General features: G+C 32.2%; 12 protein-coding genes and 1 tRNA gene. 10 read left to right on the top strand and 3 right to left on the bottom strand.

Translation table 11 applies throughout. The annotated features are described in order from the left end of the window. Nucleotides 1-75: 75 nt before the first annotated feature. The 9 genes from AC3VI6_RS02385 to AC3VI6_RS02345 all read left to right on the top strand — a co-directional run bounded on the left by AC3VI6_RS02385 (nucleotide 76) and on the right by AC3VI6_RS02345 (nucleotide 10,620). On the top strand, nucleotides 76-906 hold the full coding sequence (locus AC3VI6_RS02385; protein ID WP_497705023.1) for a universal stress protein: 831 nt from the start codon (nucleotides 76-78) through the stop codon (nucleotides 904-906). Between the two features lie 2 nt (nucleotides 907-908). Beyond that, a complete protein-coding gene (locus AC3VI6_RS02380) occupies nucleotides 909-1,283 on the top strand; it encodes a hypothetical protein (protein ID WP_497705022.1) in 375 nt (124 codons plus the stop codon). 9 nt (nucleotides 1,284-1,292) lie between these two features. Beyond that, complete coding sequence (gene corA, locus AC3VI6_RS02375) at nucleotides 1,293-2,357, top strand: magnesium/cobalt transporter CorA (protein WP_497705021.1); 1,065 nt, start codon at nucleotides 1,293-1,295, stop codon at nucleotides 2,355-2,357. 141 nt (nucleotides 2,358-2,498) lie between these two features. Beyond that, on the top strand, nucleotides 2,499-2,918 hold the full coding sequence (locus AC3VI6_RS02370) for an HYC_CC_PP family protein (RefSeq protein WP_497705020.1): 420 nt from the start codon (nucleotides 2,499-2,501) through the stop codon (nucleotides 2,916-2,918). A 106-nt stretch (nucleotides 2,919-3,024) separates the two neighbouring features. Continuing rightward, nucleotides 3,025-6,780, top strand: coding sequence for an efflux RND transporter permease subunit (locus tag AC3VI6_RS02365; RefSeq protein WP_497705019.1), 3,756 nt, complete (start codon nucleotides 3,025-3,027; stop codon nucleotides 6,778-6,780). A gap of 23 nt (nucleotides 6,781-6,803) precedes the next feature. Further along, the gene (locus AC3VI6_RS02360; protein WP_497705018.1) at nucleotides 6,804-7,154 is read left to right on the top strand and encodes a four helix bundle protein; all 351 of its coding nucleotides are present in this window, start codon (nucleotides 6,804-6,806) and stop codon (nucleotides 7,152-7,154) included. A gap of 89 nt (nucleotides 7,155-7,243) precedes the next feature. Next, the gene (locus AC3VI6_RS02355; protein WP_497706565.1) at nucleotides 7,244-8,452 is read left to right on the top strand and encodes a TolC family protein; all 1,209 of its coding nucleotides are present in this window, start codon (nucleotides 7,244-7,246) and stop codon (nucleotides 8,450-8,452) included. 4 nt (nucleotides 8,453-8,456) lie between these two features. Further along, entirely contained in the window at nucleotides 8,457-10,160 is a 1,704-nt protein-coding gene (locus AC3VI6_RS02350) for an efflux RND transporter periplasmic adaptor subunit (protein ID WP_497705017.1), read from the top strand. 13 nt (nucleotides 10,161-10,173) lie between these two features. After that, a complete protein-coding gene (locus tag AC3VI6_RS02345; RefSeq protein ID WP_298997969.1) occupies nucleotides 10,174-10,620 on the top strand; it encodes a heavy-metal-associated domain-containing protein in 447 nt (148 codons plus the stop codon). Between the two features lie 111 nt (nucleotides 10,621-10,731). On the opposite strand, the gene AC3VI6_RS02340 is transcribed toward AC3VI6_RS02345, so the two are convergent. From AC3VI6_RS02340 to AC3VI6_RS02330, 3 genes are all read right to left on the bottom strand, one after another. After that, nucleotides 10,732-10,805 (bottom strand) — tRNA-Arg (locus AC3VI6_RS02340). Nucleotides 10,806-10,878: 73 nt separating this feature from the next. After that, the gene (locus AC3VI6_RS02335) at nucleotides 10,879-11,112 is read right to left on the bottom strand and encodes a putative signal transducing protein (RefSeq protein WP_274633915.1); all 234 of its coding nucleotides are present in this window, start codon (nucleotides 11,110-11,112) and stop codon (nucleotides 10,879-10,881) included. A 12-nt stretch (nucleotides 11,113-11,124) separates the two neighbouring features. After that, nucleotides 11,125-11,292 carry an SsrA-binding protein gene (locus tag AC3VI6_RS02330; protein ID WP_497706564.1) on the bottom strand — a complete coding sequence of 56 codons (168 nt, stop codon included), beginning with the start codon at nucleotides 11,290-11,292 and terminating at the stop codon, nucleotides 11,125-11,127. 583 nt (nucleotides 11,293-11,875) lie between these two features. On the opposite strand from AC3VI6_RS02330, the gene AC3VI6_RS02325 reads away from it, so the two are divergent. Next, nucleotides 11,876-12,817, top strand: coding sequence for a calcium/sodium antiporter (locus AC3VI6_RS02325; RefSeq protein ID WP_497705016.1), 942 nt, complete (start codon nucleotides 11,876-11,878; stop codon nucleotides 12,815-12,817). The last annotated feature ends 29 nt before the right edge of the window (nucleotides 12,818-12,846 follow it).

Genomic DNA, 12,846 nt, shown 5'->3' with positions numbered 1-12,846 from the left:
TATACTTCTGGTTTTGTAAATATAATATGGAAATAAAAAATTATATTTGATAGGTAATCATAATTCTACTTCATTATGAAAAACATCTTAATTCCATATAATTTTTCAGAAGCAGCTATCAATGCACTGAATTACACAAAGCAGTTGTTTAAAGGAGTTGAAGCAACTATTTATTTGTTAGATGTGTATATAAGTCAACCTTCAGAACTGTTAAGTGATGAAAAAAACGATAAATGGTTTAACGAAATGGATGATGAAATTGAAGATGAGTTAAAATATTTATTGGAAGTTTTAAATAGAGAAGAGGGTTCGTTTACTTACAAAAGTTTAGTTACATCAAATTCATTAACTAAAGCGGTAACTAAAACAATAGAAGAAAAGAATATTGATGTAGTTGTAACAGGAACTAAAGGAGCGAAGAGTTTAGCAGAAACTTTTATTGGAACCAACACAATGAAAATGATTAATGCTGTTAATTGTCCTTTAATTGTAGTTCCAATGAACTATAAATACAAACCAGTACATCAGATAGTTTTTTCAACAAATTATAAAAGACAATATGTAAAAAATGAATTACAGTTTTTAATTAACTTAAGTCTTATAAAAGAGTGTGGATTAGAAGTTGTGAATTTATCTGAGGAAACTTTTTTAACAGAAAATCAACAAAGCAATAAAGTAAAACTAAGAGAGTTATTGCAAGATTTAAACGTTACCTATAAAAAGATAGATTGGGAAGGTTCAGAAACGCAAACTATAGAAAAACATATAGATGAAACCCAAAGCGAATTGCTGGTATTGTTAAATCATAAATACAATTTTTTTAATCGTTTATTAGAAGAAAACGTAATTAAAAAATCGGCATTTCACAGTAAAATACCGATACTAATATTACCAGAAATAGTTTAATTATGAATTTTACAGAAGAATTTTATGAAGGTTTAGCCAATTTGTTTTATGCCGTTTCAATGGCAGATAAAAACATGACCGTAGAAGAAAAAAAGAGTATTGTTAAACGAGTTGAAAAGAACTGGTCTAATTCCGATAACTCTGCTAGCGAACAGGTTTATGAAACTTTAAGAAGCCTAGTAAAAGATAAGTTAAGTTCAGATGAAGCCTATGAGAATTTTAAAAACTACTATTTAACACACCAAGAAGAGTTTTCTAAAGATGTAATTCACAATTTATTGATGGCTGCACACGAAATTTCTAACTCTACAGCAGGTAAAAATAAATCAGAACTTATTATTCTTGCTAAATTATATAAGCTATTTAAGCTTGCTTAAAAAAAGAGGATGACGCGATTTATAACCAAACAAAAACACACAAAGCACGTAATTCCTGGAAACCCAATTTTTGTTGGAAATAAAAAGGAAGAAAATACACGAATACGATTAATAGGTTATGATGTAGATACAATAGTCGAAGTAGAACTACAAACTGTAAGCGAACTTTCAGGTTATTTAAATAAGTATGAAAAAATATGGATTAATATTGATGGGCTGCATGATGTTAAGTTGCTTGGAGAAGTAGGAAAGCTTTTTGCCATTCATACACTTGTTCTTGAAGATATTGCAAATACAGGCCAGAGACCAAAGGTAGATATTGGTGAAGATTACATTTTCACGAGCATTAAAATGATGTTTTTAGATGAAAAAATACATCGACTAGAAGCAGAGCAAATTTCCATGTACTTAACAAAAAATATATTGATTACATTTCAGGAAAAGCAAGGAGATGTTTTTGAACCAATAAGAGAAAGATTACGCAATAAAAAAGGAAGAGTTCGTAATTATAATATTACTTATTTAAAATATTGTTTATTGGATTTGATAGTAGATAATTACAATTTTTTAATGGAAACTTTTGGTGAAAAAGTAGAAGATTTAGAAGATAAAATTTTACTAGAACCTAATAAAGATATCTTAGTAGAGATTAATAAAAACAAGATAGAACTTAACTATTTTAGAAAAGCAATACGACCAGCTCGTGAAGCAATAAGTAATTTCAAAGACTTTAAAACGGATCTAATCTCAAAAAAAGAGCAGCCTTTTTTTAATGATTTACAAGATTTAATTCAACGAAGTTATGATTTGGTTGAAAACTACAAGAATATGTTAAGCGAACAACTTACAGTGTATTCAACCAATGTGAACAATCGCTTAAATGACATAATGAAAATACTCACTATTTTTTCGGTTGTTTTTATACCAATAACATTTGTAGCGGGTATTTACGGAACTAATTTTGAATACATTCCAGAGCTAAAATATCGCTATGGATATTTTACCATGTTAGGCGTTATTCTGTTAATCGTTTTAACAATGTTGGGTTATTTTAAGCACAAGAAATGGTTTTAAGGATTGTTTAAGTTTTTGAAAATTAATTTTTTGTACTTTTGTGTCATAAAATGATTTTGGTTATAATTTCAAGTTTCAGGAAAATAAGCAAAAAGAAATAAATAATCATTAAGTCTAATTTTAATAAACTCACTTAGTGAGATGAAAAAAGTATTTCATAAAATAGCATCCATTTTAATGGCTTTTGTAGTGTTATTATCTACAATGTCATTTACTATTAACAGTCACTTTTGTGGTGATATGTTAGTGGATACAAGTTATTTTGTGAAGGCTGAATCTTGTGGTATGGATATGCAGCAAGAAAAAAATCCTGATGAATGCTCAGTTATAAAGAAAAACTGTTGTCAAGATGTGGCATCGGTAGTTGAAGGACAAGACACATTAAAAATTACTTCTTTTGATCAATTGTCTTTCGATCAACAAGTATTTATAGCTTCATTTTACTATAGTTACATTAATTTGTTTGAAGGAATTCACGATAAAGTAATTCCTTTTAAAAATTACTCACCTCCACTCGTCGTCAAGGATATTCATGTACTTGATGAGGTATATTTAATCTGATTTTTAAACAATAACTAGTTGTCCTTTTGAAAGATTCATTAGGATGATTTGTCGTATTCGATGTTTTTTTAAAACATCAATGTTTAATTGTTTAAAATCATTTTTTATGCTGAATAAAAGCATCAAATTTTTAATAGAAAACAAGCTGGTAGCAGTTATATTACTCGTTTTATTTGTAGGATGGGGAACTGTAAATGCACCTTTTAATATAGATACAGGTTTTTTACCAAATGATCCTGTAGCTGTTGATGCCATACCTGATATTGGAGAAAATCAACAAATTGTTTTCACAAAGTGGGAGGGACAGTCTCCGCAAGATATAGAAGATCAAATAACCTATCCTTTAACCACTTCGTTGTTGGGAATTTCAGGAGTAAAAACCATCCGAAGTTCTTCTATGTTTGGATTATCTAGTATTTATGTCATTTTCGACGAAGATGTTGATTTTTACTGGAGTCGCTCAAGAATTCTAGAAAAACTAAACTCACTACCAAGTAACTTATTACCAGAAGGCGTAAGTCCTTCATTAGGACCCGATGCAACAGGTTTAGGTCAAATTTTTTGGTATACATTAGAAGGACGCGATGAAGAAGGGAATGTTACTGGCGGTTGGGATTTGAATGAATTGCGTAGTGTACAAGATTACTATGTAAAATATGCGCTTTCATCGGCTAATGGAGTGTCTGAAGTAAGTTCTATTGGAGGTTATGTACAGGAATATCAAATTGACGTAAAGCCAGAGTTGATACGTCAGTACAACATCAGTTTACAGCAAATTGTAGCAGCTGTAAAACAAAGTAATCAGGATATTGGAGTACAAACGATAGAAATAAATCAAGCAGAATATTTAGTGCGTGGTTTGGGTTATATAAAATCGATTGCTGATATTGAAAATACAGTTGTAAAGTCAGAGAATTATACATCGATTCGAGTAAAAGACGTTGCTAACGTAAAACTTGGAGCAGAACCACGTAGAGGAATTTTAGATAAAGAAGGAGCAGAAGTCGTTGGAGGGGTTGTTGTGTCTCGTTATGGAGCGAATCCTTTAGAAGTAATTACTAATGTTAAAGCTAAAATTAAAGAGTTAAGCGCAGGATTACCAAGTAAAGAGTTGAAAGATGGTAGAACCTCTCAATTGACGATAGTTCCTTTTTACGATCGTACAGAATTAATTCATGAGACATTAGATACATTAAATGAAGCGCTTACGTTGGAAATACTAATTACAATTCTGGTAATTGTGATAATGGTATTCAATTTACGAGCTTCTGTATTAATATCTGGACTATTGCCAGTGGCAGTATTAATGGTTTTTATTGCAATGAAAGCCTTCGGTGTAGATGCAAATATTGTAGCGCTCTCAGGAATTGCTATTGCTATTGGTACCATGGTAGATGTTGGGGTCATACTCTCCGAAAATATTATCAGTCATTTAGAGAAAGATGAAAATAAGTTGCCAATAAATACATTGGTTTACAATGCAACAGCTGAAGTTTCAGGAGCAATTGTAACTGCGGTAATGACAACTATTATCAGTTTTTTACCAGTATTTACGATGATTGGTGCAGAAGGTAAATTATTCCGTCCATTGGCGTTTACAAAAACCTTTGCGTTAATCGCTGCTATTATAGTCGCATTGTTTTTAATACCTCCGTTTGCGGCTGTTCTATTCAGAAAAAGAGATCTAACAAAAAACTTTAAGTATGTTTTGAATGGTCTTTTATTAGTGTTAGGTATCACTGCTATTTTTTATGGATATTGGCTAGGTATCGCTTTAGTGGCTTATGGAGCTGTAGGACTTTGGAGTAATTACTCAGGCAAAACGATAACTCATTTTTCGTTTTCTAGCTATAATTTTACATTTTCTGTAAACACGATTAATATTGTCATATCAGCATTAGTAATTATTGGCTTATTGGCAGAATATTGGAGGCCTTTAGGAGTGGATAAAAGCATTTTTACTAACCTTTTATTTGTTGCGCTTATTTGTTTTGGGTTGCTAGGTTTTTTCAGTTTGCTTCAAAAATATTACAACCAGATATTACAATGGGCATTGAACAACAAATTGTTGTTTTTAACCATTCCATTAACGGTATTAACTTGTGGATTCTTGATTTTTAAGAGTACAGGAAAAGAATTTATGCCTTCATTAAATGAAGGGTCGTTTTTATTGATGCCGACTTCTATGCCGCATTCTGGAGTAGAAGAAAACAAACGCGTATTACAACAGTTAGACATGGCGGTTGCTAATATTCCAGAGATTTCAACTGTAGTAGGTAAAGCAGGAAGAACGGATTCAGCCTTAGATCCAGCACCTTTATCGATGTATGAAAATGTGATTAACTACAAGCCGGAATATGCATTAAATTCTGATGGAGAGCGTCAACGTTATCGAGTGAATGAAGAAGGCTTGTTTTTGTTGAAAAATGGTAAAACGGTAGCAAATCCAAATAAGACAGATAAAATCTCGGAAGTTATTTTTTCAGAAGTTTCTTCAAATGAATTAATAGAAGATGAAGACGGTGAGTTCTATCGTAATTGGAGACCAAATATCAAGTCCCCGAATGATATCTGGAATGAAATCGTAAAAGTAACCAAGCTTCCAGGGGTGACTTCCGCACCTAAATTACAACCTATTGAAACTCGATTGGTTATGTTGCAAACAGGAATGCGTGCACCGATGGGAATTAAAGTAAAAGGACAAGACTTAAAACAAATTGAAGCTTTTGGAGTAGAGTTAGAAGGTGTTTTAAAGGAAGTAGAGGGAGTTAAAAAAGAAGCTGTTTTTGCTGATAGAATTGTAGGGAAGCCTTATTTGTTAATTGATATTGATAGAGAAAAATTAGCGCGCTACGGAATTGCGATTCAAACGGTACAAGATGTGTTGAAAGTAGCGGTTGGAGGTATGCAGTTATCACAAACAGTAGAAGGAAGAGAGCGTTACGGTATTCGTGTTCGTTATCCTAGAGAGTTACGTTCTAGTCCGACTGATTTAGAAAATATTTATGTGCCGGTTGCTAAAGGAGCTCCAATTCCATTAAGTGAATTGGCAACGATTCGTTATGAGCAAGGGCCACAAATGATTAAAAGTGAAGATACTTTTTTAATCGGGTATGTGTTGTTTGATAAGTTAGATGGTTTTGCTGAAGTAAACGTCGTAGAGGATGCCCAAAAAGCGATTCAACAAAAAATAGATTCAGGAGAATTAGTTGTTCCAAAGGGAATATCTTATCAATTTACAGGGACTTATGAAAATCAGTTAAGAGCGGAAAAAACGTTATCGATAGTGGTTCCTTTAGCCTTGATGATTATCTTTTTAATCTTGTATTTTCAGTTCCGTTCATTAGCCACTTCGTTAATGGTATTTACGGCAATCACGATAGCTTTTGCTGGTGGATTTATTATGATGTGGTTATATGGTCAAGAATGGTTCTTAAATTTTAGCGTATTTGGAGAGAACTTGCGAGAATTGTTTCAAATGCATCCAATTAATTTGAGTGTCGCTGTTTGGGTAGGATTCATTGCATTGTTTGGAATCGCAACCGATGACGGTGTAGTAATGGCAACGTACTTAAAGCAAACATTTGATAAAGATAAACCTAAAACAATTGAAACCATTCGTGCATCGGCATTACACGGAGGAAACAAACGTATTAGAGCATGTGTAATGACAACGGCAACAACCATTTTAGCTTTGTTGCCAGTGTTAACTTCAACAGGAAGAGGTAGTGATATTATGATTCCGATGGCAATACCAGCTTTTGGAGGAATGATTATAGATGTAACTTCATATTTTATAGTACCTGTATTATATAGTTGGCGTGAAGAATTTTTATTAAAAAGGAAAGTTAAAAATGAATAGTGTAAAGTGTAAAATTTTTAAATATGAGTATTTTAAAAGATAAAAGTTATGGGTTTGCACTTGAGATAGTGAGGCTTTCACAATATTTAGTTGCTGATAAAAAGGAGTATGTTTTAAGTAAGCAACTTTTGAGAAGTGGCACGGCAGTGGGAGCTTTAATAAGAGAAGCAGAATTTGCGCAAAGCAAGAAAGATTTCATTCATAAAATGAGCATTGCTTTAAAAGAAGCCAATGAAACTTTGTATTGGTTAGATATTTTAAAGGATACTAGCTATTTAGTTGAAGATAAACATCAGTCGTTACATTCGGTTTGTAAAGAGCTTGTGGCAATGTTGGTAAGTTCAATAAAAACATCAAAAAAGTCAATATCATGAAACAATTTATAGCTTTCATATTTCGTGAAATAAAAAACTGGGTAGTTTTCGTTTTTCATTTTTCGTTTTTCACTTTTCATTTAAAAAGAATGTTGACTTTTAGTTTTTCACTTTTAGTTTTTCATTTTTCAAATGCGCAAGATTTACAAGAATACATAAATATAGCTTTAGAAAATAGTCCAGAAGTACAACAGTTTGATGCGCATTACAGACGTATTTCAGGAAAAAAGGAAGAGGTAAATACTTTGCCTAATACAGAGTTTGGAGCAGGGTATTTTGTGAGTGAACCAGAAACACGTACAGGTCCGCAGAAGTTTAAGCTTTCTGTAAAACAAATGATTCCTTTTTTTGGAACTATATCTGCAAGAGAAAATTATGTGTCATCATTAGCTGATGCTAGCTATCAAGACATGATGGTTGTTAAACGTAAGTTAATGGCGTCGGTAGCGCAATTGTATTATAAACTCTACGAACTTAAAGCAAAGCAAAACATATTGGATGAAAATATAGAATTGCTTAAAACGTATGAAAAGTTAGCGTTAACTTCGGTAGGAGTGGGTAAGGCATCAGCAGTAGATGTGTTAAGATTACAGATAAGGCAGAATGAGTTGAATCAGCAAAAAGAAGTGTTGGTGGAAACTTTTTCAGGGATAGAAAAAGCATTTAATAAATTATTAAACCAAGATATTATGACTTCTATTAGTGTTGTAGATAGTTTACCCATTCCGGCAGAGGCCGCTAAAATACAGCCGAGTAATTTACAATTGCACCCTGAGTTGGTGAAGTTTGATAAAATGTATACTTCTGTAGAAAAATCAGAATTATTGAATCAAAAAGAAAAACAACCAATGATTGGTTTCGGTCTTGATTATGTAAATGTGGCTAAACGTACAGATATGGATATGGCTGAGAATGGAAAAGACATTGTAATGCCAATGATATCATTATCAATCCCAATTTTTAATAAGAAGAATACATCTGTAACTAAACAAAACAAGTTGCAGCAAGAAGAAATTATTTCCCAAAAACAACAACGATACAATACGTTAGAAACTGTATTGTATAGAGCTGTATCAGATAGAAATGCAGCGATGATAAGTCATAAAACACAACTCAAAAATTTAGAGCAAGCAAAAAATGCTGAACAAATTTTGGTAAAAAGTTATGAGACAGGTACAATCGACTTTAATGATGTGTTAGATATTCAGGAGTTACAATTAAAGTTTCAAACAAACATGATTACATCAGAAGTAACTTATTATACTCAAAGTACCATTATTAATTATTTAATAAAATAAACAGATGAAAAAATATATAGTTTATATAGTGATTTTAATTGTAGGGGTAACCTTAGGATGGTTGCTCTTTGGAGGTTCTTCTGAAGGAGGAAGTCATGATCATGCAAATGAAACTGCTGAAGGGAATAAAATGTGGACGTGTTCTATGCATCCACAAATTATGCAACCTGAACTAGGAGGTTGTCCTATTTGTGGGATGGATTTAATTCCTGCGGAAGCTGGAGCAGAAGGATTAGCTGCAAATCAGTTTAAGTTGACTAAAAATGCATTGGCCTTAGCAAACGTTCAAACTACTGTAATAGGTAATGCTATGAGTGTTGATAATACAATTACGTTATCAGGAAAAATAGCAGAAAACGAAAAGTCGAATGCAGTACAAGTGAGTTATTTTGCAGGAAGAATTGAGCGTTTGAATGTGAATTTTACTGGAGAGAAAATAAATAAAGGACAATTACTTGCAACAATTTATTCTCCAGAATTAGTAAAAGCACAACAAGAGTTACTAACAGCAGCTTCTTTAAAAGAAAGTCAACCAGAATTGTACAAAGCAGTTAGAAATAAGTTGAAGTTATGGAAGCTGTCAGAAAATCAAATCAACCAGATAGAGAAAACAGGAGTTGTAAAGGAAAACTTTCCTGTGTATGCAACGGTAACGGGTACGGTATCTGAAAAGCTAGTTGAACAAGGTGATTATGTAAGTCAGGGGCAAGCGTTGTTAAAACTTGCTAACTTGAGTACTGTTTGGGCAAATTTTGACGTCTATGAAAATCAAATTAGTAGTTTTAAAGTAGGTCAAAATATATCGATTACTACGAATGCCTATCCAAATGAAGTTTTTAATGCTAAAGTTTCATTTATAGATCCTGTTATGAATCCAGAAACCAGAACTATAACTATGCGAGCTGTGTTAAATAACAATAAAGGAAAGTTTAAACCAGCAATGTTTGTTACAGGGAAGGTACAAGCTACAGAAAAACATTCTGAACAACAATTGAGTATTCCAGCGACATCAGTTTTATGGACAGGAAAACGTTCAGTTGTATATGTGAAGCCGGAAGCAGATAAGCCTGTTTTTGAAATGCGCGAAGTAGTATTAGGTGGAAGAGTAGGAGAGAATTATCAAGTAGAAAAAGGATTGAATCCAGGAGAAGAAATTGTAACGAACGGTGTGTTTACAATAGATGCTTCTGCTCAATTGCAAGGAAAGAAATCAATGATGAATCATACGAAAGAGATTATAGAGTCTTTTAGTACTCCTAAAGCCTTTAAAGAGCAATTGCAAAAAGCGTATGAAGATTATATAAATTTAAAAAATGCTTTGGTGAAGACCGATGCGAATAAGGCAAAAGAAAGCGCTGCAGAGTTAAATAAAAGTATTGAGCTAATAGATATGAAGTTGCTAACCAATGAAGCAGCACATAAACAATGGATGCAATTGGTTCCTGTATTAAAAGAAGGAAGTGCAGATATGGCTAAAACAACAGACGTAGATGTGCAGAGAAAGTCTTTTAAAACAGTGTCAGAGCATTTTATTAAGGCAGTTCAGTCTTTCGGAATTAATGAGGTGACCTATAAGCAATATTGTCCTATGGCAGATAGTGATAAAGGAGCCTATTGGTTAAGTAGAGAAAAACAAGTATTAAATCCGTATTTTGGCGATATGATGCTGAAATGTGGTGAGGTAAAAGAAACAATAAATAATAATTAAATATCAATTCAAAATGAAAAAAGTAATCTTAGGAGTGGCTATGTTAGCTACAATTGGTTTAGTAAGTTGTAAAAACGAAGCTAAAAAAGAAACAGAAACAAAAGAAGTTCAAACAGAGCAAACAACAACTCAAGAAGTAGCGATGACTACAACAACTTTTGGAGTAAGAGGTAACTGCGGAATGTGTAAAAGTACTATCGAAAAAGCTGTTAATGGTGTAGATGGAGTAGCATCGGCAGAATGGGATAAGTTAAGAAAGCAAGTTAATGTATCGTTTGATGGTTCAAAAACAAATGTAGATGCTATTCATAATGCTATTGCAGCTTCAGGATATGATACTGATAAAGTGGCAGGAAATGAAGAAGCTTATGGAAACTTACCAGGATGTTGTCAATACGATCACGGTATGGAAATGAGCTTAAAAGGTGAGGTAAAAGCAGACGAAACGTCTAATCACTAATTCAAAAAAAAAGTGTAACGAAATTTTAAAATCGTTACACTTTTTTTGTTTTTATAAAGTTTATAAAAGATAAAAACCAGTAATTCAATTATCGAATTACTGGTTTTTTTGTGACCTCGGCAGGATTCAAACCTGCAACCTCTTGAGCCGTAATCAAGTGCACTATTCAGTTATGCTACGAGGCCGTTTTGCGGGTGCAAATATAAGAATGTTTTTTAAATTGTAAAGCAAAAAAATATTTTTTTTACCTTTTTTAATTTATTTGTCTTCTGCTATTTCTTCTTTAAAGCTATCAATAGTGCTCTGAGATTTTTCAACGTCTGATTCATAGATAAATACATCAACTGAATTACCTAAAGTACCGAAACCAGCCAATCTCCCAGATTCTTTATTATCTTTAATTAAATATGGAACATTAATTTCATCAAGTAGTTGACTTAATCGGCCAACAAAGATTTGAGTTCCCGAAAAAACTTTTACATGCTTGTTCATAATATATAAGTTTTAGTCCAAAGAATTTATAGTAACATAAGCTCGCCATCCAATAATTGCTAATTGAAATTTTGAAGCTTTAGTAACATCCAACTCTTTTTTGGTAAAAGAGGGTAGTAGCGCTTTGTTTAGCTTAGCTAATAATTTAAAAATGCTTTTTTCATTAGTTGTTGATTCTATATCAAAAATAACGAAAAATAATGAGTTATGATGAGCGAAGCTCACTTTACTTCGCTCAAAATGACATCGTTTTGTAAATAATAAGAAAGATTAAAAAATCAAGTCTAATAGTAATTCAGCAATTTTAATGGTTAAGAGAATTAGTTTTAATGCAATTGTAATCATTTGAATTTTAATGTTTTTTAGTTGATAATTCTTTATCAATTCCGGAATTGTTTTATGAATATATAGCAAGTAGAAGATGCTTGCCAAATTTTCAGATAAGATTTAATTAATTTGAATATACAATTGAAGTTAAAAAAGTTAGTATGGTTTTAATATGTAGCTATTAACTCTTTATTGTTGTTTTTAAATGTAATTTAAAATTGTATTTATTGTTTTAATTAGTAATTTTTTAAAGGCTGTTTTTTGCGACTTTTTAAAAAGCAAAGGGAATTAGGTCTTTTTTTGCCTCATTTTTAGAGGTTTGATTTTTTGTTCAGGTTTAGAAGTGAAAAAAATAAGAAGGTAAGAGAGGGTTTTATCTCGGTGTTAATGTTTCAAAACTTCGTTACAAAAGAGTATCTTCGCCAAAAAATATTTTATGAGCATTTTATACATTTTTATTGGTTTAACATTGTTGGTTTTAGGAGGAAATTGGCTGTTGAAAGCAGCAGTAGGTTTGTCACTTAAACTGCATATACCAAAAATTGTAATAGGTATGACAGTAGTTTCGTTTGCTACTTCAGCACCAGAATTAATAGTAAGTATAAAATCAGCATTAGATGGTGCCACAGGGTTAGCTGTAGGAAATGTAATTGGGTCGAATATTGCAAACTTAGGTTTGGTATTGGCAATTACGGTAATGCTATCGTCAATAGATGTAGAAAAGAGTTTTTATAAAACTGATTGGCCAGTAATGATGATTGCTTCGGCAATGTTGTATTTTTTTATTGTAAATGATAAAACGATTCAATTTTATGAAGGAGTAATTTTGTTCTCAACACTTGTCGTTTTTTTAATTTACCTTTTACGTTTTCAAAAACAAGCAGTTGTTGATGAAATGCCAGAGGATGATGAGGAGTTACCATTGTATAAAATAGCATTGTTTTTAGCTATTGGAGGTTTAGGTTTATGGGGTGGTTCAGAATTGTTGATTAATGGTTCGGTAGCTATGGCACAACATTTTGGAGTGAGTGATGCGATTATTGGAGTTACAGTTGTTTCTGTAGGAACAAGTGTTCCTGAGTTGGCAGCATCAATTATTGCAGTATTAAAGAAGGAGAAAGCGATATCGTTGGGTAACTTAGTAGGATCTAATGTGTTTAATATTTTAGCTGTATTAGGAATCACCGCAATGATTACTCCAGTAGAAGTAAAGCCAGATGCTTATAGTTTAATTAACAATGATATTTATTGGATGTTAGGTATTTCGTTTGCAATATTACCTTTAGTGTTTATTCCTAAAGGATTGCGTTTAGGATGGAGAGATGGAGTTTTATTGCTAGCGTCTTACGCTGTTTTTGTATACTTAACAATCTCTTAGAAATAAAGAAATCTATAAAAAAGCCGCTT

It is taken from the genome of Tenacibaculum sp. TB-56, assembly GCF_059716275.2.
Note: the sequence above shows the minus strand (reverse complement) of the source record. Positions and strands in the feature narration are given on the sequence as shown.

Coding starts and splice junctions, on each gene's coding strand:
- AC3VI6_RS02380 (WP_497705022.1), top strand. CDS start 909: ATGAATTTTACAGAAGAATTTTATGAAGGTTTAGCCAATTTGTTTTAT.
- AC3VI6_RS02345 (WP_298997969.1), top strand. CDS start 10,174: ATGAAAAAAGTAATCTTAGGAGTGGCTATGTTAGCTACAATTGGTTTA.
- AC3VI6_RS02325 (WP_497705016.1), top strand. CDS start 11,876: ATGAGCATTTTATACATTTTTATTGGTTTAACATTGTTGGTTTTAGGA.
- AC3VI6_RS02365 (WP_497705019.1), top strand. CDS start 3,025: ATGCTGAATAAAAGCATCAAATTTTTAATAGAAAACAAGCTGGTAGCA.
- corA (WP_497705021.1), top strand. CDS start 1,293: ATGACGCGATTTATAACCAAACAAAAACACACAAAGCACGTAATTCCT.
- AC3VI6_RS02370 (WP_497705020.1), top strand. CDS start 2,499: ATGAAAAAAGTATTTCATAAAATAGCATCCATTTTAATGGCTTTTGTA.
- AC3VI6_RS02355 (WP_497706565.1), top strand. CDS start 7,244: ATGTTGACTTTTAGTTTTTCACTTTTAGTTTTTCATTTTTCAAATGCG.
- AC3VI6_RS02335 (WP_274633915.1), bottom strand. CDS start 11,112: ATGAACAAGCATGTAAAAGTTTTTTCGGGAACTCAAATCTTTGTTGGC.
- AC3VI6_RS02385 (WP_497705023.1), top strand. CDS start 76: ATGAAAAACATCTTAATTCCATATAATTTTTCAGAAGCAGCTATCAAT.
- AC3VI6_RS02350 (WP_497705017.1), top strand. CDS start 8,457: ATGAAAAAATATATAGTTTATATAGTGATTTTAATTGTAGGGGTAACC.
- AC3VI6_RS02360 (WP_497705018.1), top strand. CDS start 6,804: ATGAGTATTTTAAAAGATAAAAGTTATGGGTTTGCACTTGAGATAGTG.